Source organism: Pantoea eucrina (assembly GCF_002095385.1).
Taxonomy (GTDB): Bacteria; Pseudomonadota; Gammaproteobacteria; order Enterobacterales; family Enterobacteriaceae; genus Pantoea; species Pantoea eucrina.
This window is the reverse complement of sequence record NZ_MIPP01000027.1, coordinates 21350-47664: the sequence shown is the minus strand read 5'-3', so window position 1 is coordinate 47664 and position 26315 is coordinate 21350. Positions and strand designations below refer to the sequence as shown.

Genomic DNA, 26315 nt, shown 5'->3' with positions numbered 1-26315 from the left:
GGGGCGTGCCGGGCGGCGCGCAGCGTGGCGTGACGCCGCGGTGCGTTTAGGTGGGTGAATTTTCTGAGATGTTTTTCGCATGAGCTTTGCAGTAAGTAACAATCGGCGCATTATAACGCGAAATTACGGTGATTGGCGTAGGGGAAATATTCAAGTAGTATTGACCCGCATCTTACAAATCATTAACAAAAAATCGCTCGAAGGAGAGGTTAATGGAAAGCAAAGTAGTTGTTCCGGCAGAAGGTCAGAAAATCACCCTTGATCAGGGCAAACTGAATGTCCCGCATAACCCAATCATTCCTTACATCGAGGGTGATGGTATCGGCGTTGACGTTTCCCCGGTCATGCTGAAAGTGGTTGATGCTGCCGTGAAGAAAGCCTACAACGGCGAGCGTAAAATTTCCTGGATGGAAATCTTTACTGGTGAGAAATCAACAGAACTTTACGGCCAGGATGTCTGGCTGCCGCAGGAAACCCTGAATTTAATCAAAGAGTACCGCGTTGCCATCAAAGGCCCACTGACCACCCCGGTTGGCGGCGGTATTCGCTCGCTGAACGTGGCACTGCGTCAGGAGCTGGACCTTTACGTCTGCCTGCGTCCGGTACGCTACTACAAAGGCACGCCAAGCCCGGTCAAACGTCCGGAAGAGACCGATATGGTGATCTTCCGTGAGAACTCCGAAGATATCTATGCCGGTATCGAATGGAAAGCGGGTACGCCGGAAGCGGATAAAGTGATCAAATTCCTGCGTGAAGAGATGGGCGTGAAGAAAATTCGCTTCCCGCAGCAGTGCGGTATCGGCGTGAAGCCGTGTTCGGAAGAGGGTACCAAACGCCTGGTCCGTGCGGCGCTAGAATACACCATCACTAACGATCGTGATTCGCTGACGCTGGTTCATAAAGGCAACATCATGAAGTTCACCGAAGGTTCTTTCAAGGACTGGGGCTACCAGCTGGTGAAAGAGGAGTTTGGTGGTGAGCTGATTGACGGTGGCCCGTGGATGAAATTCAACAATCCAAATACCGGCAAAGAGATCATCGTCAAGGATGTGATTGCAGATGCTTTCCTGCAGCAGATCCTGCTGCGTCCGGCAGAGTATGACGTTATTGCCTGTATGAACCTGAACGGCGACTACATCTCTGACGCCCTGGCGGCACAGGTTGGTGGTATCGGTATCGCACCTGGCGCAAACATCGGTGACGAGTGCGCGCTGTTTGAAGCCACGCACGGGACTGCACCAAAATATGCGGGTCAGGATAAAGTGAACCCGGGTTCAGTGATCCTGTCTGCTGAGATGATGCTGCGTCACATGGAGTGGTTTGAAGCGGCTGATCTGATTGTCAAAGGTATGGAAGGCGCAATTGCGGCTAAAACCGTGACCTATGACTTCGAACGTCTGATGGATGGCGCTAAACTGCTGAAATGTTCAGAGTTTGGCGACGCGATCATCAGCAACATGTAATCTGCTTCAGGCAGAGTGCAAAACGGGAGCCACTGGCTCCCGTTTTTTATTCGCCTGCTGTATCGCTCTGACGCAGCGTCCCATCGCGCGCCTGCGACAGGCGCCAGAAATCGTGGCCGCCCGGATGCTGATAAATCCGCAGGGCGAACTGTCCGACGATGGCATAGATATACTCAAATATCGCTGACTGTGAATCTTCGTAATCAGCCCACATGACGGAAGAGGTAAAGCAGTAGACCTCAACCGGTAGCCCTTCGGGTGAGGGTTTGAGTGCCCGTACCACGATATACATATCTTCTTAATATCATCGCGCTGCGTCAGCCAGGCGGTCAGATATTTACGAAATATGGTCAGATTAGTCAGGCCATTTTCGGCAAACCAGCGGTCGCCTGGCGCGCTGGGTTCACGTCCATCCATCAGCACGGAAAGCTGCTCACTGACCCCGCGTATCTGCATCATCTGCTGCACCAGCTCATAGTCCAGAAAGCGAATTGAGGTCTGGTCAAGATAGAAGCTGCGCATGATACGCCGCGCACCGGAGGAGAACATTGCCTGCCAGTTGGTATAGGTTTCGGTCAGAAAATTCTTCGTGGGAATGCGCGACAGCGTGTTGTCCCAGTTGCGAATAGTAATGGTGTGCAGCGCAATATCGATGACCTCACCACTGATGCCGTTATCCGGCATCTCAATCCAGTCACCGAGCTGCAGCACATCATTGGATGAAACCTGAATGTTGGCCACCAGCGACAGCAGCGTGTGCTGAAATACCAGCATGAGAACGGCCGCCACCGCACCCAGACTGGAAATAATAATCACCGGCGACTTATTCGACATAATTGCCAGGATCATGATCGCAGAGAGGATGTGCACCAGAATCTTACCGATCTGGATATAGCCTTTAATCGAGTGATTTTTACGCCGCGACTTTTTGGTATAGGAGATGTTGATGATTTCCAGCACTTCCGTAAAGAACAGCGAAAGATAGATAAAAAACAGAATGCCGCAGATGGTCTTGACCGCAATCTGCAGATGCTGCGGCAGACCCGGCATAAACTGCAGCAGATAGTAGACGATAACGACCGGAATAAAATTAGAGAGTTTTTCCGACAGGCGGACATCTTTATCCAGCGGTACCTGATTTTTATGCGCGCTGAAAAAGACTTTACGCACCACCTTTACCACAAAAAATTTACAGATAAAGTGCGCAATCATCGCCGCCGCGACCAGCAGCAGCAGGCTGACCGTTGCCGCAAGCGCCGTGTCACCGGCAAGAAAATTCTGGAATGTATAGAAGTAGCTCATGTTAATCAGTAGCCGGTCCGGGGTGGCGGGAATTCAAGCATAAAGCCGTACGGGGCGATAAGCGACGCGTGCGCAATTGCGGTGTCAGTCAGAAAATAGTTCAGCACCGCTGACTGCCGGCTGCAGTTATACCACTAAGCCCGCCTGACTGACGAGCGGCATCAGATAATTACCCGTGCCATCTGCGCGCTGGCCAGTCTCATAGTTTGAAGCAGTTAACATCCTGAACCGGATAGCCGTGCCTTTTGCAGCAGAAGCCGCTATCGTCAGCGCTCAGTATCGGGGGAGAGACTATGCAGGGTATCGTGAAGTTTGTGAAAGGCTGGCTACTTTTTTCACTGCTGTGGGGCGTGTTTATGTGGTTTGTCTCCTGGCAGGCGCAGGGAAAAGAGCCGGGCATGGCAGTGGTAATGAGTCTGTATGCGGGATTAATCTATCAGGCGCTGCGTACCATGGTAGCGCGCTATAAAGCACGACGCGCGGCGGCGTAAGCGCAGGAACAGCGGGGCCGGCTGGCCCCGCTGACCAGATTATTTGCGGCCCAGCAGGAAACCGACGATCACGCCGATGCTGGCAGCCACGGCCAGACCCGTAGTCGGGTTATCACGGACCGACCTCACCACGCAATCAGCTGCATCCTGTACGGCATAGCTCGCCTGCGCCGGATAGCGCCGTGCTGCACCTTTTGCCTGATGACGGGAAGAACCCGTCAGTTCGCCAAATTTCTCCTGAACTGCACCTGCTGCTTCATTCAATTTTGCTTCCGCTTTGTCAGTCATGTTGACTCCCTGATAGTGGTGAATGTCACTTTCAGCGTAGTCAGAGAATGGCGGACCGGCAACCCGACAGCGGTAAAGGTTATGTAACAATCTCTGTTTAACGACGCTTGTTCAGGAACGGTTTACCCCTGACGGCAGCGCCAGGAGGGGTACCAGCTCACCAGGAAGTGGCGTAAATGATCAAAACACCACTCAGCATCCTCGGGCTGCTGGCAGTAAAACCGGACGGTCACTTTTTCATAGCGCTGCTGACGCAGGTGCAGCGGCGACCAGCCCCAGTCCAGCACGGCGCGCGCATAGTTGACCAGCGAGCCGGCAGGCATCTCATGCTGACTCTCCTGACAGCCGAGGTAGTGCTCAAAGCGTGCTTCCAGCTGTTCAGCTTCATCATGCGTATGCAGTACATCCGGACGAAAAGCGATGTCGATAAATCCGCAGACGCTGTCTTCACGCTGCTGACGATCGCAGGCGAGCGTCATAAAGAGTCCCTCCTGCAGATTCACCTCTTCCAGCAGCCGGCGCATATTTTCAGAATCATTACCCGCTTTAATTTCGTCGATCCGCTCGGGCTGCTGCGTCAGATCAAACCCGCAGGGATTCACTGAGCCATCTTCATTGGTGGTGGCCGGGAAGGGGAAATCGATGTAGCCGTTATTATCGAGACTCTTTTCCATTATCGGTATCTGCCGCAAGCGTAAACCCTGACAATAAACTATCCCGCGGCGGGGTGCACGGGCTATGGACACTGCCAGGTGATCATGGTGTTTTCGTAAGGATTGATAAGCCGGAACTGTTTATCGCTCAGGCGCTGGGCATAAAAACCTTCGGTCGTAATGGCAGAGGGGATATAGCGGAAGCGATCGGTCGAGTGGAGCGGGCCACTGCTTACCGTGACGTTGTCACGTCTGACGGAGAAAGCGGTCGCCAGATCAAAAATCCAGGCGTGAGTGTTTCCCAGCGACTGACCATAAATCGTGGTCACCTCACCGGGACAATCCACCCCTTTTGGCGTCGAGCTGCAGCCTGTCAGCGCAATAATAATGATGAAATAAGTCAGTCTTAACATGGTCCTGTTCCTGGTTCTTTCCCTGTCTGACAGTGGCCCGATAACGCGTATCGCTTATATGAGCATAGCAGGTCTGGCTGCACTTCCCATTTGCATTTTGTTTAACTGTTAAGCGGTAAGCAGGTAAAGGGGTGACTTTGGTAGCAGATAAACGGTATTCTTGCCAGCGCAGTGCACCAGACAGGAAAAAGACAGGGTAATTGAATGAGAGAAGAAGAAGCCAGCTTAATGATTCTTCAGCAGGCGATAGATCAGCTGGACGCCGATAAGAAAAAACAGGTCATAAACTGTGTTACGGCGATCCACGATGTGATGCATAAATTCGATCCAGAAGATGCCGGACTGGCATTGATGCTGGTGGCCGCTCAGGTGGCCGCAGAGTAAGCTTCAGGCCGATGCAATATCGGCTTTGTTTCTGCTTTATTACTATGTAGATGTTCGGCGCGCCCGCTCTGATGTACGGCACGCCATGCATTAATCTGCTTCCCGCTATGTTACCCTGCGAACCTTTACATCACACTCAGGCGAAAAACAGCATGAAAATTCTGGTTATAGCCGCGGGCCTGCTGGCCTGTCAGATTGCGCCGGCATGGAGCGAAAGTGAATTTCAGATCACCTGTCCGGGGCGGGCCACGATGACGGTATCCCGCGCCAGTTACGGGCTCAGCACGCTGATGTGGCCGAAGCGGCATTTTCAGGTGGCCGCCGGACAACAGCGTTTCCACCTTGAAGGGGGCGACAGCGTTGCCATCACGCGGTTCCGCAACGGCGACCGGCTGGTCATCAATAAAGAGAGCGGTGAAACCTTTTTTGTTTATGCGCAGAGCGACAAACTGGTTCCCTGTCAGCGTTCAGTGAAGCGCGATGCCGCCATCGTCTCTCTCGATCGTTATGACGATCGTCAGCACGCCTCTTCTTAACACCGACAGGAACAACACCATGTCACTCAGCGTTACTGACAGCGTTACTGCGCAGGATCTCGACGATATCAGACAGGGTCTTAACGCGTTCAACAGCCGCTTTATTGACGTCAGCGAGATCCAAGTGCTGGGCGTGTTTATTCATGATGCAGACGGCGGGAAAATAGCAGGCCTGACAGGATCAACCTGCGGTAACTGGCTGCGTATCGACATGCTGTGGGTCAGTGACGCGCTGCGCGGGCAGGGGGCCGGCACCCGGCTGATAACGGCAGCAGAGAACGAAGCGCGGGCGCGGGGTTGCGTCTATGCGCAGGTGGATACGGCAAGCTTTCAGGCGCGTCCGTTCTATGAAAAACAGGGTTATCAGCTCCGGTTCAGCCTGAATAACTATCCGCGCCATCATCAGCGCCACTATCTCACCAAAGCTCTCTGACTACAGCAGCGGCTGCTGCCGCAGATCCAGTGGCGACTGCTCCGCTTCGTCAATCGCTGCCAGCCAGCCGGACAGGTCTGTCTTTACCCATGAAAGGTGACCCCGCGTGGTGCTCATCAGCACCACATCGGGTCGCAGCGTGCGGTAGAGTTCCAGCGACTGCTGCAGCTCGGCAGGATTACTGTCAGGCTTGAGCACGCTGATCCAGCGGTTGTAGTCGCAGGTGAGGGTGTCGCCGACAAACAGATAGGTCTGCCCGAGCGGAGAGTGGTAAAGATAGCTGCTGCTGCCCGGCGTATGGCCGGGCGTTGGCAGCAGATGGAAGTCGCCAAAATGCACCTCCCTGCGGGTAAAGGTTTCATCCGGCTCAACCACCAGGCTAACCGGCCCCAGCGAGCGGCTGTGGCAGTAAAGCGCACTGCTGAAGCGCTGCTGAATAAGCCGTGCTCCCGGCGCCGCCTCATGCCAGTGCGTAAGATAGTGACGAATAACGCCACCCGCCTCTGCCAGAAACTCATGATCAAGCGGATTCTCAACCCGGCCAATCAGCAGGTTGCCGCGCGGATGCCGCAGCATAAAGCCATGCATCATCAGGTCATTAGCGGTCTCTTCAGCGGGAAATTCCGGTGTGGAGATCCATAAGTCTTCATAAAGCGGCTTCAGAGGGCGATCTCCTGCATGTCATATTATCGCAGCACCGGATGTCCGGTGATGCTGAGCCGCGCGTTACCGGCACTCATATCAAGCGTAGCATGCGCACCCAGCGGCAGCGTGACGGTATCAGGCGCATGTCCAAACGCCAGATCGCTTATCACCGGCAGCTGATACTCATCGCGCAGGCGCTGCCAGACAGTGTCGAAACCGAAGCCGTTATCATAGGCGCTGAGGGAGGTACTGGTAAAACTACCGGTAATAATCGCCTGCTGACGCGCCAGAATGCCGCACTGCTGCAGCTGCAGCAGCATGCGCTCGATGCGAAACGGATGTTCATTGACATCTTCAATCACCAGAATGCCGCCTTCAATCTGCGGCAGCCACGGCGTACCAACCAGCGCGCAGATCATCGCCAGGTTACCGCCCCACAGGCAGCCCTGCCAGCTGCCGCAGTCCGGGCTTTCACTCTGCCAGTTTACTCTCAGTTCCGGAGAGGAAATGGCCTGCCAGAAATGGTGTTCGGTAAACGCTGAAACGGGATCCGCGCCGAAATTACCGGCCAGCATCGGGCCGCTGAAGCTTATCAGGCCGGTCTGCGCCAGCAGCGCCAGCTGAATAGCGGTAAAGTCACTGTGGCCGCACAGCGCGACTGGCTCACTGCTGAGACGCTGCGCGATACCGCGGTAATCCAGCTTGTCCAGCAGGCGGGTCGCACCGTAGCCACCGCGCACTGCCAGAATAATGTCCGGCAGCGGGTCTGATGCAGCCAGCGCATTGATATCCGCCAGACGTTCTGCGTCCGTACCGGCAAAGCGCTGAAAGCGGCGGGCAACCACTGCGCCATTCTCCACCCGGTGGCCTGCATGCTGAAGCCGCTCAATGCCGCGCCGGGCAGCATCCTGGTTGTGGCAATAGCCAGAAGGGGCGATTAAACGAAAGGAACGGGCTGGGTGCATTGCGCTTTTCCTGCTCTCTGCTTAAGTGTGCATAGTGACAAACTGCGTGAACGGCGTCACGACAGCAAAATGAATTTTGTCATTTTCAGAATAACGGTAATTTTACTGCCGGCCGTCATGGCTATGATAGCCTGCGCCTCTCTTATAGCGGAACCTGAAAAACAGTGAAATTTCGACTACTTATGCTCTCTGCTTTACTGCTGGCAGGCTGTGCCAGTGAACCGGAAAAACCCAGAGTGCCTGAGCGCAATACGCCTCTCACTCAGGCTCCGCCCTCAAAAATTAATGATGCCTGGGCGCTGTTTACAGAAGATGCTGCCACTCATTATGGCGTTGATGAGAAGTTAATCAGCGCCATTATCAGTGTCGAATCGGGCGGTAATCCTGCTGCAGTAAGCCGCTCTAACGCGGTGGGTCTGATGCAGATCAAAGCCTCGACGGCAGGGCGCGAAGTCTATCGCGTGCAGGGCCGTCACGGGCAGCCCTCAACGGCCGAGCTGCGCGATCCGGCTAAAAACATCGATATCGGGGTCGCCTATCTGCGTATTCTGCAGGAGTCGGCGCTGGCCGGTATCCGCGATCCGCTGACGCTGCGCTACGCCACCATTGTCTCCTATGCCAATGGAGCCGGTGCGCTACTGCGCACCTTCTCACGCGACCGCGACCGCGCCATTGCGATGATTAACGCGATGTCGCCGGATGAGTTTTACCAGCACGTGCAAAACAAACATCCGGCCGCGCAGGCACCGCGCTATCTGTGGAAAGTGACCACCGCCTACCGCACAATTGGCTAGCGCGCGGTGCGCAGCTTAGCGCTGCGCACTCTGTGCCGGTGCTTCGTTGGACGCATCGCTGAGATTGATACGCGGCAGTACCCCACCGGTAAACTCGACGCGGCGCATCGGGAAGGCGAAGCGGATCTGCTTCTGCTCCAGCTGCGCCATCAGCTGCAGGTTAATCTCCTGCTGAATATCCATATAAACATTGTAATCCGCGCTCAGCACGAAATAGACCACTTCAAACGTCAGCTGCGACTCATCAAACGAGAGAAAGTGCGCCCGGTCAAAACGGGTGTCGGGCACGCCTTCGATAATCGTTTTCACCATGCCGCCAATCTGCCGCACTTTCTCCGCCGGCGTACCGTAGTTAATGCCGAACTTAAACACGATGCGCCGCTGCTGCATCCGTTTGTAGTTGTGGATCGTCTGCTGTAACAGAATGGTGTTTGAGCAGACAATCTGTTCGCCGCCGAGGCTGCGCAGACGCGTGGTTTTCAGGCCGATGTGCTCAATGGAACCCGCAATATCGCCGAATACAATAAAATCACCGTGCTCAAACGGTTTATCAAAGCCGATCGCCAGCGACGCAAACACATCGCTCAGCACGGTCTGAATCGCCAGCGCAATGGCGATACCGCCGACGCCTAAACTGGCCACCAGTGCGGTAATGTCGATGCCCATGTTGGAGAGGATCGCCAGCAGCATCATTACCCATACCACCACTCGCAGCAGAATGCCGAGGATCACGGTGGTGACCGGATTACGTACGTGCAGCGGATCGCGCAGCATGCTTTTCAGCCATAAACGGATGCCGCAGTCGATCCACAGCGTGAACTGCAAAATCAGCGCGAGGAACCAGCTGTGGGCAATCGCCACGCTCCAGTTGGCCGGCAGGTCCGCAAACTTCAGCGAAATCAGCAGTGAGAAGATCAGCAGCAGCGACTGGCTGGTGCTGCGCAGGATCTCAACAAGAATGGCAGTGAAACGCACATGGCGCTGTTCGCTGTAGCGGGCGATACGATTCGAAACAAAGCGGATAGCGGTGCGCAACAGCCACCAGACAATAAGGGTGCCAAAGAGGATGATGGCGCTGTTGATCCAGACGGTTTGATTAAGAAAAATGCGTTGCCAGCCAGAGGCTGAAAGCCAGTTTTCCATGGGGGAGTTTCTCCTTGCCGGGCGCTGGTTAAAATAAAGGGCAAGGAGAAGCATAGCCTGTCTGAGATATCCTGCAGGCGTAACGGCAGTTACTGAAAGCGGCTCGCCTTATCGCGTGCCAGCCGTTCAAGCGCGAAGATCACCTGCTGCAGCTGACGCTCCTGCACGGGTTCAATGGCAGTGAAACGAAAGCTCAGCCGCGGTATTACGCAGGCTTCGCCTTTACGGACTACGCTGCGCTCGCCAATATGCAGCAGCTCTGCGGTAACCTCAAACTGACCAAATTCGCCCAGCTCAACCCGCAGCTGGCTGAACTTATCCCCCCGGGTAAGGCCCTCCGGCAGCGGCCCTTCCGGCAATACCCCGACCCCGCCCAGCGAAAGATCCTGCAGGCGAAAGCGCGCCTGGCTGCCGTCCGGCCACCGGGTGTAACACCAGAAAACCGGCTCCAGCGGGGCGTTGATGCGGAAAAATTCGCGGCGCTGGATTTGCCAGGCGCACGCCGGCAGCGGTGCGCTGAATGCGGGTAAGCCTTCATATTCAACCAGCGTCAGGGCAGCGAGGGTGAACTCAATTTTGGCGCCGTAGGTTTCGGCGCAGACGCTGAAGTCGGGACTCTCCAGCACCCACTCATTGCTCAGCGCATTGCTGCCCAGATCGAAAATGATGCACTCCTCATCGGCAACCAGCAGGCGGCTGATAAACTGCCCGCGATTAAAGGTCACCATTAGCGGAGTTTGGTAGCGCGACAGATCCCTCATCACATTCAAGACCGCTAACGTACCCCGCTTGAGATACTGTTCGTTATCGGCATCTTTCACATCCTGCTCCCCGCTGCTGCGCTTATCATCGTTATGCGACGATTATCGGCGTAACGCTCTGAAGCTTTAGCGGCTGGCTGATGATTAAAGCGGCAGTCGCGCTGCAGGGAAAAAAATCCCGTCTATACTTATCGCAGTGAACACCTTGATTCATAACGTAAGGAGCAACAAATGGGTATTCTTTCATGGATTATTTTTGGTCTGATCGCCGGTATTCTCGCTAAGTGGATTATGCCAGGTAAAGATGGCGGCGGCTTTATCCTGACCGTGGTACTGGGTATTATCGGTGCGGTTGTCGGCGGCTGGATCAGTACCCTGTTTGGTTTTGGCAGAGTTGACGGGTTCAACTTCGGCAGCTTTGTTGTCGCGGTGATCGGCGCCATTGTCGTGCTGTTTATCTACCGTAAAGTGCGCAGTTAATTCTGCCCGCATAAAAAAAACCGCGGCCCCGGGGCTGCGGTTTTTTTTCGGCTGTAGCCGGTGCGAAATTAATTCGCGCGCTGCAGCGCCGGCATATCAGGGATATCACTGGCGCTGTTACAGGTTTTTTCTTTCGGGCAATATTTATCCAGCAGCATCAGCGTCACGCCGTTGGTCCAGCCAAAGCCATCCTGCAGCGGATATTCGCCACCGCCGCCACCGCCCAGCTGCGCGCCCTCAACCACATATTTTTCTACCAGCTTATGCTCTTTGTCATAGGTCTGCTGGACGTTTTGCAGAAAGCGCTGGCCAATCTGTCGTGCCAGCTGCGGCTGGTTATAATGCTCCAGCCCCTCTACCGCTACCCACTGCAGCGGAGCCCAGCCATTAGGCGCATCCCACTGCTGGCCATTATTGACCGTGGTTGTCACCAGACCACCAGGTTTAAGCAGCTGTTTTTCAACTGCAGAGGCGGTACGTTCAGCTTGCTTATCTCCGGCCAGCTGCATATAGAGCGGGAAAAGAGCGGCCGCCGTCAGCTGGTTGTGAACCTGTTTTTTACTGAAATCGTAATCAGCATACCAGCCCTGTTTCTCATCCCACAGATAACGATTGATCGCGGCCTGGCGTTTTTCTGCCGCCGCGGCAAAGGCTTTCGCCTGGTCGTCCTGTTTTGCCAGCCTGGCTGATTTTGACAGCGTCTGCTCCAGATGAAACAGCAGGCTGTTGAGATCGACCGGCACCAGCGCTGTGGTGCGGATCGAAGCGAGATTATGCGCATCGGTAAACCAGCGCGAGCTGAAATCCCAGCCCGACGCCGCGCCGGCGCGCAGATCGCGCCAGAGCTGCGGTTTGTCACGTTCCGGGGTTTTTTCTGCCGTCTTCACATCGTCCAGCCAGGATTCTGTACGCGGCACGTCGCGTGCGTCCCAGTAGCGATTAAGCAGGGTGCCATCGGAGAGTTTTACCACCCGCTTGCTGGCGTGACCGGCCGCCACGCTGTCGCTGTCAGCCATCCAGTAGTCATACTCTTTCTGCAGCTGCGGCTGATAGTGCCGGTAAACCTCATCGCCTTTATGCGTGGCCAGCAGGTCCACCATCAGGCTAAAGAACGGCGGCTGTGACCGGCTGAGATAATAGCTGCGGTTGCCGTTAGGGATATGCCCGTAGCGATCGAGTTCGGTGGCAAAGTTATCGACCATATCCTGCACGCGGTCCCAGTTACCGCTTTCCGCCAGGCCCAGCATGGTGAAATAGCTGTCCCAGTAATAGACCTCGCGGAAACGTCCGCCCGGCACAACGTAAGGCTTCGGCAGCGGCAGCAGTGAATCATACTGGCTGGCATCAGGCGTGCTGCGCGTCAGCACCGGCCACAGACCGTTGATATGTTCACGCAGGCTCTGCCCGGCGGGCGGTACATATTTATCCTGCTCTTTGGGCAGGGTAAAGTTCATGTCAACGAAGCGTTTGAGATCGAAATTGCGCTGCTTCTTTTGCATCTGCCAGTCAGCGAGAATCGAGGCGGGATCGTATTTCGGGATCGCGTCAGCAAAGGTTTTCTGATCGGGATAGAACTGCGCTTTCTGCACGGCGCTGAAGAGCGGCCCCAGGCGTACATCGGGCGGCTGCGGCTGCTGGCTCAGCATCCGGCTTCCGGTTTCGGCATGGGCCAGCGTGCTGGTTGCCAGCAGGGCAGTGGTAAGCAGCAGAGAGAGGCGCGCGGGCATCAATATGACATTTTTTCTCATCGGTTTTTCTCCTTGTCCGAAAACGTGGTGCGCTAACGTATTGACCACTCAACCAACTTTAGTCGCTATCGTGCTGGCTGGCGCTGCAGGGCGATGGAAATGTGAAGCGCTGCCGGGTAATTACGTGGGAAATTGTTGCCGCTGACGGTTTTTACTTGCTCCGTCGCGCGGTTTACCGGAGGCTGAAAGAAAATAAGGAGGCGTATGAAGATTATCTGGTATCACCCGTCAATGGACGCGCAGCGCTGGCTCACGGGCCTCGGCCGGCGGCTGCCGGACGCGGAAATCCGGTTGTGGCAGCCAGGCGATAATGGCCGTGCAGATTATGCCGTTGTACGTTCGCCGCCGGTGGAGATGCTGGCGCAGCGAAGCCTGAAGGGAGTGTTCGCGATGGGTGCGGGCGTCGATGAACTTCTGCAGCAGCAGCGTCAGCACCCTGACAGGCTCAGCGCCCAGGTGCCGCTGTATCGCCTCGAGGATACCGGCATGGCACAGCAGATGCAGGAGTACGCGAACTGGTGCGTGCTGGGCTGGTATCGCCGCTTTGCTGACTATCAGCGCCAGCAGCAGGCGCACTGCTGGCAGCCGCTGCCGCTGCCGGCGCGCGACGCCTTCATCATTGGCGTGCTTGGCGCGGGCGTACTGGGCCGCAGCGTGCTGGAGAGCCTGCAGCAGTGGGGATTCCCGCTGCGCTGCTGGAGTCGCACGCCGAAGAGCCTGCCTGGCGTGCACGCCTTCCACGGTGCCGCCGCGCTGCACGACTTCCTTGCCGGCTGCCAGGTCGTGATTGATCTGCTGCCCGCCACGCCGGAAACCACCGATCTTATCAACGCTGATTTCCTGCGCGCGCTGCCGCACGGCGCATACTTTCTTAACCTGGCGCGCGGCGCGCACGTGGTTGAAGCGGACCTGCTGGCAGCCCTTAACAGCGGGCAACTTGCCGCCGCCGCGCTGGATGTCTTTCAGCAGGAGCCGCTGCCGGCGGACGATGCGCTCTGGCAGCATCCGCACGTCACCATCACGCCCCACAGTGCCGCTATTACGCTGCCGGAGCAGGCGATGGACGCCATCGCCAGCGCCATTCAGCAGCTGGAAAAAGGGCAGCAGCCCCCGGGGCGCGTGGATCGCCAGCGCGGCTATTAACTTATCTCAGAGGAGCAAAATATGTATCCCGTTGATCTGCATATGCACACCGTTGCCAGCACGCACGCCTACAGCACGCTGCACGACTATGTCGCCCAGGCGAAACAGAACGGCCTGAAGCTATTTGCCATTACCGACCACGGCCCCGATATGGCGGATGCGCCGCATCACTGGCATTTCATCAATATGCGCATCTGGCCGCGGGTTATTGACGGCGTCGGCATCCTGCGCGGAATTGAAGCGAACATTAAGAATCAGCAGGGCGAGATCGACTGCAGCGGGCCGATGCTGGATGCCCTGGATCTGATCGTGGCGGGCTTTCACGAGCCGGTCTACACGCCGCGCGATAAAGCACACCATACCGAGGCGATGATCGCCGCGATGGCAGGCGGGCTGGTGCATATCATCAGCCATCCGGGCAACCCCAAATTCCCGGTGGATATTCGCGCCATTGCCGAAGCCGCAGCCCACTACAACGTGGCGCTGGAGATCAATAACTCCTCGTTTACCCATTCGCGTCCGGGCAGCGAACCCAACTGCCGTGCGATTGCGGAGGCGGTGCGTGACGCGGGCGGACAGCTGGCATTTGGCTCCGATTCCCATACCGCCTTTACGCTGGGGCATTTTGAGCACTGCCTGCGCATCACGCGCGAGGTGGATTTCCCTGAAGATCGGGTGTTAAATGTCACGCCGCGCCGCCTGCTCGATTTTCTGGAGCAGCGCAGCGGTAAACGGATCGCGGAATTACTGGATTTTTAATGTTGTAGTGAGGAATGCTGCCAGATGAATGAATTTTCTATGCTTTGCCGGGTGATCGGCTCCCTGTTTAACCGTCAGCCCCAGGATCCGCTGCTGATGCCGCTGTTTACGCTGCTGCGCGAAGGCAAAATGCAGGCACAGTGGCCGCTGGAGCAGGATGCGCTGCTGACGCGTCTGCAGCAGAGCAGCGATCCGCAGGCGCTGGCAGCGGATTACAACGCGCTGTTTGTCGGTCAGGAGTGCAGCGTGCCGCCTTACGCGTCACAGTGGCCGGAAGGCGCGCCGGAAGCGGAGATCCGGGCGTTTCTCAGCGCGCGCGGCATGCCGCTCAGTGACGCGCCTGCCGATCACTTTGGCGTACTGTTGCTGGCGGCGTCGTGGCTGGAAGATCAGTCTGCAGAAGATGAATCAGACGCGCAGCGCGCGCTGTTTGAATCTTATCTGCTGCCGTGGTGCGGTGCGTTCCTCGGCAAAGTTGAAGCGCACGCCACCACGGCGTTTTATCGTACGCTGGCTGAGCTGAGCCGCGAGGCGATCCAGACGATGTATGATGAGCTGAGCGAAGACGATACGCCGCAGGCGTAATCGCTCCCCGCAGGGGGAGCGGCTGCCGGAGACGTTCGCTGCAGCTGCACAACAAGCAGTGACGTGCGGCTAAAGATTGCAGACTCCGGCGGATGCAGGTTAAGCCAAGAGAGACTAACGCCGGCGCAGACGCGGAAAACGTGCGTGCATGCGCAGATTGCGCAGGTTAAGCACGGCAATGGCGGTGCCCAGCACCACCAGCGATGCGCCAAATACTTTGAAACTGTTCATGCTGTCGCCCAGCACCGTCACGCCCATGATGACAGCCAGCACCGGCGTCAGCAGCGAATAGGGCATGATCAGATTAACATTATATTTTTTCAGCAGGGCGTACCACAGCGTATAGGCAACAATCGAAGAGGCGATAGCGCTGTAAAGAATGCCGAACCAGCCGTGCCAGCCCGCCGCCTGCAGGGCGCTGAACTGATTCGACTCTGTCAGCCATGAGGCAGCGCCAACCAGCGGCACGGCGAGGAATGAGATCCAGCCGGTCAGCGTCAGCGGACTAATAGGCGGCGACTTTTTGACAATCATGTTGCTGACCGCCCAGCCAAACGCGCTGCACAGCAGGATACAGAGTACCCACCAGGCAGGGATAGTCGGGCTGCCCGAGAGCACGGCCACGCCGCTCAGAGAGATAGCGATGCCGCACAGCTGCACCAGCCGCAGCTTCTCTTTCAGGATCGCCATCGCCAGCAGCATCGCAATGGGTGTGCCCAGCTGTACAACGATAGCCGCCGTACCGGCATCGGTATAGCGCATGCCGACAAACAGCAGCGAGAAATGCATAAAGCCAAAGGTAAATGCGAGGGTAATGAGCCACGGCAGCTGCGCGCGCGTGACACGGCAAAAGGGCACCAGAATCAGAGCGACCACGACAAAGCGCATCCACGTCAGAAACAGCGGCGGCAGCTCCAGAAGGCCCCATTTAACCGCCACGTTGTTAAACGCCCAGATTGAAACCACAAACAGAATCAGAAAAAAATGCCGTACGGCCACGCTGTTATCCTTCACAGAAAAATGAACTTACGCTTAATAATGGCATGAAGCCTGCCGCACAGGACACATCAACCTGGCGGTTTAGCACTCAACAGCAAAATCGCCGCCTTATAATTACAACATACTATTATCTGAACGCTATCCTGACATTCGCTTCTGCATAAGCATGTTGCGGAATAACATAAGACACGGCTGGCAATTGCTGTCACAGTAGCGCTTAACAGCGGACGCAGCAGAGGAGCCTGCCGGCAATGACGGAGAGTTATACTTTACCCCTGGCATTAATACAGCTTGAAGTTCCGCCCCCGCAGGTGGTGGCGAAAATTGGCGAACAGCTGCGTGGTTTATTGACGCGCTGCAGCTGCAGGCGGATGACTATATTATCGTGCGTCCGCACCGGGGTGACGCACTTCCCGGCTGGCAGGAGATTAGCGGGGCGATCCTCAGCGGCTCCTGGGCGATGGTAACCGACCACGCCGGATGGAGTGAGCGCACTGCGGCCTGGATACGCGGCGCAATGGAGGCGCAGCTGCCGCTGCTTGGCGTCTGCTACGGCCATCAGCTGATGGCGTATGCGCTGGGGGGTGAGGTGGGCGATAATCCCCGCGGCTGGGAGCGCGGGCTGCAGACCGTCACGCGTACGGCTTCTGATCCCTGGCTGGACGGGTTACCGGCGCACTTTTGCGCCTGGCTGTCGCACCGGCAGTCGGTACTGGCCCCGCCGCCGCAGGCCACGGTTCTGGCGCGCTCAGCGCTGGATGCGTGTCAGGTGTTACGCTACTCGCCGCAGGCATTTTCCGTTCAGTTTCATCCGGAGTTCAGTCGCGAGATCATGACGGCCTGTACACCGGCTGACGTACAGCCGGATAGCGCGGTAATGGGGGATACTGACTGGGCGCGTACGCTGCTGCAGCGCTTCTGGCAGCAGGTACGGCCCCGGGATCAGGAAGCGTCGCAGCGCTGACAGCGATAAACCCAGGCGGGCGGCATGTTTTTCAGCACCCGCTGCCGCTGCCAGACAAAATAGCGCGACAGATCGTGCCGGGTGAGCGAGGTGTACTGAAACTGGACAAATACGCCCTGGGGCGCCAGCGCATTATGCACCGCGCTCAGAATGGTGTGACGCGTGGCCGCAGGCAGCGACAGCAGCGGCAGGCCGGAAAAAATAGCGTCATATTCACCCTGCAGCAGCTCCGCTGAGTGTGCCTGGACCTGCATGCGCGGATCGTGCCACTGACGCAGTTCTGCTGCCAGCTGCGGATTAATTTCAAACACGTCAAGCTGCGCGGCCGGTACCATACGCGACAGCAGCTGGCGGGTCAGCACGCCATCGCCGGCGCCCAGTTCAGCCACCCGCAGGCTGCTATCCCACTCTACCGCATTGCACATACAGCGGCATAACGCCGCTGATGAAGGGGTGACGCTGCCGATTGTGCGCGGATCGCGAATAAACTGCTGTACAAAGTTCGCTTTGGCCCGCATTAGCATCATGGCTGAAGCCAGCATCTTTCTCTCCTGAATCTGTGGTCTGCAGGGTATTGACCACAGATAACGCTTAGGTTTCGCTTTAGCGCGGCAAAAAAGCCAAACTCAGAACATTCCGGCACAAATGATTCTGTCCCGCTTTAACACCGATTTCCCGCGTCGGCTCACAGTTTCCCGCCTGCAGACCTGACAGGCTAAAAACGATCGCGCAATGTTAATCAACAGTTTAAAAGTTGTTAACTTCCATTCGCTCTGTAAGGGGAAATACCATGCGTTACGCTGCTCCGGGAGAACAGGGTTCTCTGATCACTCTGCAATCGCAGTACGGCAACTTTATCAACGGCGAGTTTACTGCGCCGGTTAACGGTCACTATTTTACCAACACCTCACCGGTTAATGGCAGCGCAATCGGCGAATTCCCGCGTTCCGATCGGGCAGATGTTGATAATGCGGTCGCGGCGGCCCAGGCGGCGGCAGAGCAGTGGGGCAAGACCTCACCGCAGGCGCGCTCGCTGGTGTTACTGAAGATTGCTGACCGCCTGGAGCAGAATCTGGAATATATCGCCGTTAATGAAACCTGGGATAACGGCAAGCCGGTACGCGAAACGCTGGCCGCTGACCTGCCGCTGGCGGTGGACCATTTCCGCTATTTTGCCGGCTGTGTCCGGGCGCAGGAAGGCAGCGCCGCCGAAATCGATGAGTTCACGGCCGCCTATCACTTCCATGAACCGCTGGGCGTGGTGGGGCAGATCATTCCGTGGAACTTCCCGCTGCTAATGGCCGCCTGGAAGCTGGCACCGGCGCTGGGCGCAGGTAACTGCGTGGTGCTGAAACCGGCCGAGCAGACGCCGCTTTCCATCACGCTGTTTGTTGAGTTGATCAAAGATCTGGTCCCGCCCGGCGTCATTAACGTGGTGCACGGCTACGGTAAAGAGGCGGGCGAAGCGCTGGCATCGCATCCGGGCATTGCCAAGATCGCATTTACCGGCTCAACAGCGACCGGCGGCCATATTCTGGAGCTGGCGGCAAAAAGCCTGATCCCGTCCACGGTGGAGCTGGGCGGAAAATCACCAAATATCTTTTTCGAAGATATCATGCAGGCGGAGGAGAGCTTTATTGAGAAAGCGGCCGAGGGGGTTGTGCTCGGCTTCCTGAACCAGGGGGAAGTCTGTACCTGTCCGTCGCGCGCGCTGGTGCAGGAATCGATTTTTGAGCCCTTTATGGCGGCCGTGATGAAGCGCATCAAAACCATTAAACGTGGCGATCCGCTGGATACGGAAACCATGATTGGCGCTCAGGCGTCGCAGCAGCAGTTTGATAAGATCCTCTCTTATCTTGAGATTGCGCAGCAGGAAGGGGCGGAAGTGCTGCACGGTGGTAACGTTGAGCAGATTGGTGAAGCCTTCAGCGGCGGCTACTATATTCAGCCCACGCTGCTGAAAGGCAACAACAGCATGCGCGTATTTCAGGAAGAGATTTTCGGACCGGTGGTCGGCGTACTGACGTTTAAAGATGAAGCGGAGGCGCTGGCCATTGCTAATGATTCGATTTACGGGCTTGGCGCTGGCGTCTGGACGCGGGATATCAACCGCGCATACCGTATGGGGAGAGCAATCAAAGCCGGACGCGTCTGGACTAACTGCTACCATCTCTATCCGGCTCACGCTGCGTTTGGCGGCTATAAGAAATCGGGCATCGGGCGGGAGACGCATAAAATGATGCTGGATCACTATCAGCAAACTAAAAATCTGCTGGTGAGCTACAGCACACAGCCGCTCGGGTTCTTCTGATTTTCGTACCGGCGGTCGCTGCAGAGGCTATATTTTCATAAACCTGTCATCTTTGCAGGACAGGATATGAGAAACGCCTCTGCGCAAAGGAGAGATCATGAACGCAGGATATGATTATATGGAGCAGCACGATGAGGTGCTGGATGCGGTCGAACAGGACATTATCAGCGTCAATCTGCCCACTTATGATGCGTTGCAGCATGCGCGCCAGCAGAGTGCCGAGCGCGACGCCGCGCGGGAAATGTCGCTGCGCGCATAAGAAAGCGCTCTCAGATTAATAAAAAAATCCGCAGCCTGGTGCCGCGGATTTTTTACAGGGTCTGCTTCAGCGCTTTACTTTACGCAGGCAGAGCACTGATTGTGGATCTGCTGGAAGAAATCGTTACCTTTGTCATCGACCAGAATAAACGCCGGGAAATTTTCCACTTCAATTTTCCAGATCGCCTCCATGCCCAGTTCGGCATACTCAACGCACTCAAGGCTTTTAATACTCTGCTGCGCCAGTACCGCTGCCGGGCCGCCAATACTGCCCAGGTAGAATCCGCCATGCTTATGGCAGGCGTCAGTCACCTGTTTGCTGCGGTTACCTTTGGCCAGCATTACCATGCTGCCGCCGTGCGACTGCAGCAGATCGACATAAGAGTCCATCCGGCCTGCGGTGGTAGGGCCGAGGGAACCGGACGCGTGTCCTTCCGGCGTTTTGGCCGGACCGGCATAGTAGACCGGATGATCTTTAATGTACTGCGGCAGCCCTTCGCCATTATCGATACGCTCTTTGAGTTTGGCGTGAGCGATGTCGCGTGCCACAATAATGGTGCCGTTCAGCGACAGGCGGGTAGCCACCGGATAAGCGGAGAGCTGGGCCAGGATATCCTGCATCGGGCGATTAAGATCTACCTGCACCACTTCGCCTTCGCCCTGCTGGCGCAGCGCTTCCGGAATATAGCGTCCCGGATTATCTTCCAGCTTCTCAATCCAGATGCCATCGCGGTTGATTTTAGCTTTGATGTTACGGTCAGCAGAACAGGAGACGCCCATGCCTACCGGGCAGGAGGCACCGTGACGCGGCAGTCTGACCACGCGAATGTCGTGAGCGAAATATTTACCGCCAAACTGCGCGCCCAGTCCGAGCTGCTGCGACGCTTCCAGCAGTTCCTGCTCCAGTGCGGTATCGCGAAACGCCTGACCGTGCTCGTTGCCTTCCGTTGGCAGCGAGTCATAGTAATGCGTTGAGGCGAGCTTAACCGTTTTTAGCGTGCTCTCCGCAGAGGTGCCACCGATCACAAATGCAATATGGTAGGGCGGGCAGGCAGCGGTGCCGAGCGACATCATTTTATCAATCAGGTAGTTTTTTAATTTTGCCGGCGTGATTAACGCTTTGGTTTCCTGATAGAGGTAGGTCTTGTTCGCTGAACCACCGCCTTTAGCGATGCAGAGGAACTTATACTCATCGCCATCCACGCTGTAGAGATCGATCTGGGCCGGCAGGTTGGTGCCGGTATTGACCTCTTTGTACATATCCAGCGGGGCGTTCTGCGAGTAGCGCAGATTATCTTCGATATAGGTGTTATAGACGCCCTGCGACAGCGCCGCTTCATCGCCGCCGCCGGTCCAGACGCGCTGGCCTTTTTTACCCATGATAATCGCGGTGCCGGTATCCTGGCAGGTTGGCAGTACGCCTTTAGCAGCGATTTCTGAGTTACGCAGAAACTGCAGCGCGACATACTTGTCATTCTGACTCGCTTCATCATCCGCCAGAATAGCGGCAACCTGCTGCTGGTGTGAGGCGCGCAGCATAAAAGAGGCGTCATGAAACGCCTGCTGAGCCAGCAGCGTCAGCGCTTCTGGTGCGACTTTCAGCACCTCCTCGCCCTCAAAGCTGGCGACCGAAACGTGCTCGCGGCTCAGCAGGTAATATTCAGTATCATCTTTGGCGAGAGGAAAGGGGTTCTGGTAATAGAAGGGTTTGTTCGACATGTTGGCTCACTTAGCTTCGTGTTGCCCGCCTGCGCGGCGGGCGGCAAATTAGGCGATCTGTGGTGCTATTTTCTCTCGCCAGCCCGTATCAGGAGCTGACTGGCGAGCATAGTAACACTGAAACAGGCTGACGCGGCTGCGTTTTTTAACATCAAAGCAACATCATCAGAACATCATGACCATCCAGGGATAAGCGATAACCATCAGCGCCACCAGGAAGAGGGCGCCAAAGATTGTGCCAAGCCGCCAGTAATCTTTGGTCGGCAGATAGCCGCTGCCGTAATAGATAGGGCTTGGGCCGGTACCGTAAGGGGTGATAATGCCCATCACACCCAGCGAGGTACACATCATCAGGCAGAACACCGGCATATTAATGCCTGGAATTGAGGCGGCGATAGTCAGCATGGCGGGCAGCAGGGCGGTGGTATGCGCCGTGGTGCTGGCAAACAGATAGTGCAGCAGATAAAAGGCAATCAGCAGCACCACTGCGGAGACCTGAGGATCGTAACCCTGTAGCAGCACCGCCCCCTCTTTGCCCAGCCAGGCAATGAAACCGACGCGTGCCAGACCATCGGCCAGCGCCACCAGCGTGGCAAACCAGGCAAAGGTGTTCCAGGCGGCTTTATTGCTGGTGATATCACTCCAGTTAAGTACGCCGGTCCAGAGCATCAGCACAATCACCAGCAGCGCGGCCATAGCGGGCTCTATCCATGCCGTTGCGAAAATCCACATCATCAGCGCTGCGACGACAAACAGCAGCAGCAGGATCTCATTGCGCGACAGGCGGCCCAGCTTTTCCAGCTCGGCGGTCGCCCAGCGCGGTACCTCATCATTGACTTTGACTTCCGGCGGATAGAGCCAGTAAGCCAGCAGCGGCATGGTGAGAATCAGCAGGATCCCCAGCGGCAGGAAAGCGAGGAACCACATCCCCCAGCTGATATCGAAACCAATAACGCTCTTAACCAAGGCCAGTGCGAGCAGGTTAGGGGCCAGCGCAGAGAGAAACATCGAGCTGGTGATACAGGCTGCGGTAATCGCCACCCACATCAGATAAGAGCCGATTTTGCGGGCGCTGGGGTCATTAGGCTTAGAGCCATAGAGCGGCGGCAGGTTGGCAATAATCGGATAGATAGTCCCGCCGCTGCGGGCGGTGTTAGACGGCGTAAACGGCGCCAGCAGCAGGTCAGCGAAAGTAATCGCGTAGCCCAGCGTCAGACTGCGGCGACCGAGATATTTCACCAGAATCAGCGCCAGCCGGCGGCCAAACTGCGTTTTATCGTAGCCGGCTGCAAACATAAAGGCGCCAAAAATCAGCCAGACCGTAGAGTTGCCGAAGCCGCTGACTGCCCATTTGAACGACTGCGCTGCCGTTTTAAATGCCGGGTCGGCCAGCTCTGCCGGGCTAAACAGCACCCACTGGCTAAACAGCGCGATGACCACCACGCCGGTAAGCCCAATCACGGCGCCCGGCAGCGGCTCAAAAATCAGGCCGACAATAACACCGACAAAAATGGCGAAGAAGTGCCAGGCGTAGGGCTCCAGTCCGGCAGGTGCAGGCACCAGCAGCAACAGGAGTGCAACCAGTACCGGCAGGCAGAGCATCAGCAGGCGATTTTTTTTACCCGGCGCCGCAGGCGGCGCTTTGGTGGGTTCATGCGATTGCGTTGATAGGTTCATAGTTTTTGTCTGCACGTTGAGAAGAATGCGATATCAGTACCGGGTGCCTTTATACCTGGATGATCCATTTTGCGGCATCGATACAGGAAGTTCATGACGCTTGTGTTAAAGCAGAAAGCAATTTTGTTTCGCGAATTATCTAATTTATGTTGCTATGATGCGATTAATTAAAATACCTATTTTGATCCAGATCAATAAAATAGAGCGCTTATTTTTATCTGCGTTATTTTCAGTGTGTTATGACGCTTATTCAGGGCTTGCCTCACGATCTAATGCAGGATGTGAAGCGATTTCTTTCCAATATCTGGCAGGCGTTTGATTTTTAAATCAATGAAATATATAGTTTATTTTCATTTTTTGATTTAACTTTGATTTTAATCAAGTTTTGAACGAAACTTAGCGGAACGCGTTACGCTCCCTCCTTGCTGAAAATAGGCTTTCCTTATCGGTATTTTATATAACTAATGATATAAGTTATGTAACTAAATTAAATGTTATATTTACAGCATGAAGTCGGACCACTTTAATTATTTAACCGGTCACACTGCCAGGAATTGAATTTCATTTTTGATTTTCGGAGTCGCTTATCATGAACACGCTTACCCCGCTGCTAAAACCCCTTACCTTGCCTAAAGGTGCCGTGCTGAAAAATCGTCTGGTGATGGCACCCATGACAACCTGTACCGGCTATTACGACGGTGGCGTCACCAGCGATCTGGTTGACTACTATCGGGTGCGTGCCGGCACAATCGGCACCGTCATCGTAGAGTGTGCGTTTATCGATAATCGTGGTCCGGCATTTCCTGGCGCCATCGCCATCGACAGCGACAATAAGATCCCGGGACTGGCCAGAATAGCGCATGCGATCAAATCTCAGGGTTCTAAAGCTATCCTGCAGATTTACCACGGTGGCCGCATGGTTGAGCCGGCGCTGATTGGCGGGAAAACGCCTGTCGCGCCCAGCGCCATCGCCGCGCCGCGCGAAGGGGCCACCACACCGCAGGCGCTGACCGCAGATGAAGTTGATATCATGATCAAAAAGTTTGGTGATGCGGTGAACCGTGCCATCAAAGCGGGTTTTGATGGCGTGGAAATTCACGGTGCCAATACCTATCTTATTCAGCAGTTCTATTCGCCTAACTCCAACCAGCGCAGTGACAAATGGGGCGGCAGTCGCGATAACCGGGCGCGCTTTCCGCTGGAGGTCCTGGAAATCACGCATCAGATGGCCGATCGCTTTGCTGCCGCGGACTTTATTATCGGCTATCGCTTTTCACCGGAAGAGATTGAAGTGCCCGGTATTCGCTGGGATGACACCCTCTATCTGCTGGAGAAGCTCGCTGCGCGCGGCCTTGATTACGTGCACTTCTCCGTCGGTCAGCTGCTGCGTCCTTCCATTGTTGACACCAGCGACCCCACGCCTCTGATTACCAAATACATTGCGCAGCGTTCAGCACAGCTGGCCCGCATTCCGGTTATTGGCGTCGGCGGCGTGGTGAATAAAGAGGATGCCGAACTGGCGCTGGAGTCTGGCTTCGATCTGGTTGCCGTCGGGAAAGCCTGTATCGCCTGGCCCAACTGGGCGGATCGCATTATTAACAATGAGCACCTTGAACTCTACATCGACAGTACCAAACGCGAGGAGCTGACAATTCCGGAGCCGCTCTGGCGCTTCTCGCTGGTGGACGCCATGATCCGCGACGTCAGCGACGGCCATCGCAAATATAAAGCCGGTGTGTATCAGGCGAAGGTAGAGGCGGAAGCGCTGAAGCTGAAAATCAACGTCACGCTGGATACCGATCGTATTACCGACATCGAACTGGTGCCGGATCCGGCGCTGGATGTTGACTTCACCAGTACGTTTGAAAGCCTGCGCGAGCGCATTCTGGTTGCAAACAGTCCGCACGTCGATGCGGTTACCGGGGCCACTACGCAAAGCGAGGCGCTGAAAAAAGCGGTATCGCGTGCGCTGGCAACCTCCAGCAAAGAGTATGTGATTGAGGAAGGGGGCAACCCGAACGCGCCGGTCAATTACGATGTTGTGGTCATCGGCACCGGCGGCGCAGGTCTCGCGGCGCCTATTCAGGCGCACGACGACGGCGCCCGCGTGGTTCTGATTGAAAAAATGTCCACCATTGGCGGAAATACCATTAAGGCGTCAGTGGGGATGAACGCCGCCGAGACGCGCTATCAGAGGCTGAAAGGCATTGAAGACAGCAAAGCGCTGTTTTATGAAGAGACGCTGAAAGGCGGTAAAGGTAAAAATAATCCGCAGCTGCTGCATGAGTTTGTCGAACGCGCGCCGGAAGCCATTGAGTGGCTGGCAGCGAAGCAGATTGAGCTTAGCGATATTACCATCACAGGTGGAATGAGCATTGACCGTACGCACCGGCCTGAAGATCGCTCAGCGGTAGGGGGCTTCCTGATCAGCGGGCTGGTGAAAAATGTTAACCAGCGCAACATTGAGGTGCTGCTTGAGACCTCAGTCGCTGAAATTCTGTGTGAAAACGGCGTGGTAACCGGGGTTAAGGTGGTGGATGAGTATAACGACAGCCGCATTCTCAACGCAAAAAGTGTGATTGTTGCCACCGGCGGCTTCAGCGCCAACCGGGAGATGGTAGTGAAATATCGTCCGGAACTGGATGGCTTTGTCACGACTAACCACGCCGGCGCCACCGGCAGCGGCATCGCGATGCTGCAGCATATTGGCGCCGGTACGGTTGATATGAGCGAGATTCAGATCCATCCCACGGTTGAACAGACCACCTCCTATCTGATTTCAGAAGCGATGCGCGGCGGCGGGGCAATTCTGGTAAGCCAGGCGGGCAAGCGTTTCTATAACGAAATGGAGACGCGCGATAAAGTCTCTGCGGAGATTATTGCGCTGCCGGAGAAAAGTGCCTGGATCATCTTCGATGAGCAGGTGCGCCGTAATAACAAAGCCGCTGACGAATATATCGCCAAAGGATTTGTCATCAGCGCACCCACGCCGCACGAGCTGGCGGTTAAGCTCAATATGGACCAGGAATCACTGCAGAGTACGCTGGGTCGCTACAATGAGTGTGTGATTAAGCAGCATGACGAAGATTTTGGCCGTAAAACGGCGCTGCGCCATCCGCTGAATCAGGGGCCTTACTACGCTATTCGCGTGGCGCCTGGCGTTCATCACACCATGGGTGGCGTCACCATCAACACGGAAACCGCAGTGCTGAATGCGCAGAACCAGGCGATCACCGGCGCCTGGGCTGCCGGGGAAGTGGTCGGCGGTATTCACGGCGCCAACCGCATCGGCGGGAATGCCGTAGCGGATATCATCATCTTTGGTATCAAAGCGGGGCATAACGCCGCTAAACTCGCCTTAGGTAATTAACCTGCACCGGTGCCCGTCTGCGCGGGCACCG

25 protein-coding genes and 2 pseudogenes are annotated in these 26315 nt (G+C 56.1%); 14 read left to right on the top strand and 13 right to left on the bottom strand.

The window, feature by feature from the left end; genetic code table 11:
- The first annotated feature begins 212 nt into the window (after positions 1 to 212).
- Complete coding sequence (gene icd / locus HA43_RS12600; RefSeq protein WP_094111812.1) at positions 213 to 1463, top strand: NADP-dependent isocitrate dehydrogenase; 1251 nt, start codon at positions 213 to 215, stop codon at positions 1461 to 1463.
- A 46-nt stretch (positions 1464 to 1509) separates the two neighbouring features.
- Here the strand turns inward: icd and HA43_RS12595 are convergent.
- Positions 1510 to 2765 (bottom strand): annotated as a pseudogene (locus tag HA43_RS12595) (mechanosensitive ion channel family protein).
- Between the two features lie 293 nt (positions 2766 to 3058).
- On the opposite strand from HA43_RS12595, the gene HA43_RS12590 reads away from it, so the two are divergent.
- The gene (locus HA43_RS12590) at positions 3059 to 3256 is read left to right on the top strand and encodes a DUF6404 family protein (protein ID WP_039383907.1); all 198 of its coding nucleotides are present in this window, start codon (positions 3059 to 3061) and stop codon (positions 3254 to 3256) included.
- A 39-nt stretch (positions 3257 to 3295) separates the two neighbouring features.
- On the opposite strand, the gene HA43_RS12585 is transcribed toward HA43_RS12590, so the two are convergent.
- The 3 genes from HA43_RS12585 to HA43_RS12575 all read right to left on the bottom strand — a co-directional run bounded on the left by HA43_RS12585 (position 3296) and on the right by HA43_RS12575 (position 4610).
- Positions 3296 to 3544: an ElaB/YgaM/YqjD family protein gene (locus HA43_RS12585; protein WP_065649559.1), complete on the bottom strand. Its 249-nt coding sequence runs from the start codon at positions 3542 to 3544 to the stop codon at positions 3296 to 3298.
- 122 nt (positions 3545 to 3666) lie between these two features.
- Positions 3667 to 4218 carry a hypothetical protein gene (locus HA43_RS12580; RefSeq protein ID WP_071668751.1) on the bottom strand — a complete coding sequence of 184 codons (552 nt, stop codon included), beginning with the start codon at positions 4216 to 4218 and terminating at the stop codon, positions 3667 to 3669.
- A 62-nt stretch (positions 4219 to 4280) separates the two neighbouring features.
- Positions 4281 to 4610 carry a hypothetical protein gene (locus HA43_RS12575; protein WP_039383913.1) on the bottom strand — a complete coding sequence of 110 codons (330 nt, stop codon included), beginning with the start codon at positions 4608 to 4610 and terminating at the stop codon, positions 4281 to 4283.
- 204 nt (positions 4611 to 4814) lie between these two features.
- On the opposite strand from HA43_RS12575, the gene HA43_RS12570 reads away from it, so the two are divergent.
- The 3 genes from HA43_RS12570 to HA43_RS12560 all read left to right on the top strand — a co-directional run bounded on the left by HA43_RS12570 (position 4815) and on the right by HA43_RS12560 (position 5963).
- A complete protein-coding gene (locus HA43_RS12570; protein ID WP_094111811.1) occupies positions 4815 to 4994 on the top strand; it encodes a hypothetical protein in 180 nt (59 codons plus the stop codon).
- A gap of 152 nt (positions 4995 to 5146) precedes the next feature.
- The gene (locus HA43_RS12565; protein WP_039383917.1) at positions 5147 to 5530 is read left to right on the top strand and encodes a hypothetical protein; all 384 of its coding nucleotides are present in this window, start codon (positions 5147 to 5149) and stop codon (positions 5528 to 5530) included.
- A 19-nt stretch (positions 5531 to 5549) separates the two neighbouring features.
- On the top strand, positions 5550 to 5963 hold the full coding sequence (locus tag HA43_RS12560; protein WP_094111810.1) for a GNAT family N-acetyltransferase: 414 nt from the start codon (positions 5550 to 5552) through the stop codon (positions 5961 to 5963).
- Here HA43_RS12560 and HA43_RS12555 read toward each other — a convergent pair whose 3' ends face one another.
- Together HA43_RS12555 and ldcA are read right to left on the bottom strand one after the other, a co-directional pair.
- Positions 5964 to 6626, bottom strand: coding sequence for an MBL fold metallo-hydrolase (locus tag HA43_RS12555; protein ID WP_094111809.1), 663 nt, complete (start codon positions 6624 to 6626; stop codon positions 5964 to 5966).
- 23 nt (positions 6627 to 6649) lie between these two features.
- Positions 6650 to 7573 carry a muramoyltetrapeptide carboxypeptidase gene (gene ldcA, locus HA43_RS12550; protein WP_094111808.1) on the bottom strand — a complete coding sequence of 308 codons (924 nt, stop codon included), beginning with the start codon at positions 7571 to 7573 and terminating at the stop codon, positions 6650 to 6652.
- Positions 7574 to 7737: 164 nt separating this feature from the next.
- On the opposite strand from ldcA, the gene emtA reads away from it, so the two are divergent.
- Positions 7738 to 8367, top strand: coding sequence for a membrane-bound lytic murein transglycosylase EmtA (emtA, locus tag HA43_RS12545; RefSeq protein ID WP_082032656.1), 630 nt, complete (start codon positions 7738 to 7740; stop codon positions 8365 to 8367).
- A 15-nt stretch (positions 8368 to 8382) separates the two neighbouring features.
- Here emtA and HA43_RS12540 read toward each other — a convergent pair whose 3' ends face one another.
- Together HA43_RS12540 and HA43_RS12535 are read right to left on the bottom strand one after the other, a co-directional pair.
- The gene (locus tag HA43_RS12540; RefSeq protein ID WP_039383923.1) at positions 8383 to 9510 is read right to left on the bottom strand and encodes a mechanosensitive ion channel family protein; all 1128 of its coding nucleotides are present in this window, start codon (positions 9508 to 9510) and stop codon (positions 8383 to 8385) included.
- A gap of 89 nt (positions 9511 to 9599) precedes the next feature.
- The gene (locus HA43_RS12535; protein ID WP_094111807.1) at positions 9600 to 10331 is read right to left on the bottom strand and encodes a flagellar brake protein; all 732 of its coding nucleotides are present in this window, start codon (positions 10329 to 10331) and stop codon (positions 9600 to 9602) included.
- A 171-nt stretch (positions 10332 to 10502) separates the two neighbouring features.
- Here HA43_RS12535 and HA43_RS12530 point away from each other — a divergent pair, with 171 nt between their 5' ends.
- Positions 10503 to 10751, top strand: coding sequence for a GlsB/YeaQ/YmgE family stress response membrane protein (locus HA43_RS12530; RefSeq protein WP_039383925.1), 249 nt, complete (start codon positions 10503 to 10505; stop codon positions 10749 to 10751).
- 68 nt (positions 10752 to 10819) lie between these two features.
- On the opposite strand, the gene treA is transcribed toward HA43_RS12530, so the two are convergent.
- Positions 10820 to 12499, bottom strand: a complete 1680-nt coding sequence (gene treA, locus HA43_RS12525; protein ID WP_094111806.1) for an alpha,alpha-trehalase TreA — start codon at positions 12497 to 12499, stop codon at positions 10820 to 10822.
- 204 nt (positions 12500 to 12703) lie between these two features.
- Here treA and ghrA point away from each other — a divergent pair, with 204 nt between their 5' ends.
- Genes ghrA through HA43_RS12510 form a run of 3 tightly spaced genes read left to right on the top strand, consistent with a single transcriptional unit; the run spans position 12704 to position 14986 of the window.
- Complete coding sequence (ghrA, locus tag HA43_RS12520) at positions 12704 to 13642, top strand: glyoxylate/hydroxypyruvate reductase GhrA (RefSeq protein WP_094111805.1); 939 nt, start codon at positions 12704 to 12706, stop codon at positions 13640 to 13642.
- A gap of 21 nt (positions 13643 to 13663) precedes the next feature.
- Complete coding sequence (locus HA43_RS12515) at positions 13664 to 14401, top strand: phosphatase (RefSeq protein WP_094111804.1); 738 nt, start codon at positions 13664 to 13666, stop codon at positions 14399 to 14401.
- A gap of 24 nt (positions 14402 to 14425) precedes the next feature.
- On the top strand, positions 14426 to 14986 hold the full coding sequence (locus HA43_RS12510; RefSeq protein ID WP_039383933.1) for a TorD/DmsD family molecular chaperone: 561 nt from the start codon (positions 14426 to 14428) through the stop codon (positions 14984 to 14986).
- Between the two features lie 114 nt (positions 14987 to 15100).
- Here HA43_RS12510 and HA43_RS12505 read toward each other — a convergent pair whose 3' ends face one another.
- A complete protein-coding gene (locus HA43_RS12505; RefSeq protein ID WP_039385807.1) occupies positions 15101 to 15985 on the bottom strand; it encodes a DMT family transporter in 885 nt (294 codons plus the stop codon).
- A 251-nt stretch (positions 15986 to 16236) separates the two neighbouring features.
- On the opposite strand from HA43_RS12505, the pseudogene HA43_RS12500 reads away from it, so the two are divergent.
- Positions 16237 to 16949 (top strand): annotated as a pseudogene (locus tag HA43_RS12500) (glutamine amidotransferase).
- Here HA43_RS12500 and HA43_RS12495 read toward each other — a convergent pair.
- On the bottom strand, positions 16928 to 17491 hold the full coding sequence (locus tag HA43_RS12495; protein ID WP_039383934.1) for a class I SAM-dependent methyltransferase: 564 nt from the start codon (positions 17489 to 17491) through the stop codon (positions 16928 to 16930). The pseudogene HA43_RS12500 and the gene HA43_RS12495 sit on opposite strands and share 22 nt — an antisense overlap.
- A gap of 248 nt (positions 17492 to 17739) precedes the next feature.
- Here HA43_RS12495 and exaC point away from each other — a divergent pair, with 248 nt between their 5' ends.
- Positions 17740 to 19260, top strand: a complete 1521-nt coding sequence (gene exaC / locus HA43_RS12490; protein WP_039383936.1) for an acetaldehyde dehydrogenase ExaC — start codon at positions 17740 to 17742, stop codon at positions 19258 to 19260.
- Positions 19261 to 19357: 97 nt separating this feature from the next.
- The gene (locus HA43_RS18890; RefSeq protein ID WP_158086449.1) at positions 19358 to 19519 is read left to right on the top strand and encodes a hypothetical protein; all 162 of its coding nucleotides are present in this window, start codon (positions 19358 to 19360) and stop codon (positions 19517 to 19519) included.
- A gap of 74 nt (positions 19520 to 19593) precedes the next feature.
- On the opposite strand, the gene fumA is transcribed toward HA43_RS18890, so the two are convergent.
- On the bottom strand, positions 19594 to 21237 hold the full coding sequence (gene fumA / locus HA43_RS12485; RefSeq protein WP_094111803.1) for a class I fumarate hydratase FumA: 1644 nt from the start codon (positions 21235 to 21237) through the stop codon (positions 19594 to 19596).
- Between the two features lie 165 nt (positions 21238 to 21402).
- Entirely contained in the window at positions 21403 to 22914 is a 1512-nt protein-coding gene (locus HA43_RS12480) for an anion permease (RefSeq protein ID WP_094111802.1), read from the bottom strand.
- Between the two features lie 589 nt (positions 22915 to 23503).
- Between HA43_RS12480 and HA43_RS12475 the strand changes: the two genes are divergently transcribed.
- Positions 23504 to 26284 carry a flavocytochrome c gene (locus HA43_RS12475; protein WP_094111801.1) on the top strand — a complete coding sequence of 927 codons (2781 nt, stop codon included), beginning with the start codon at positions 23504 to 23506 and terminating at the stop codon, positions 26282 to 26284.
- Positions 26285 to 26315 lie beyond the last annotated feature (31 nt).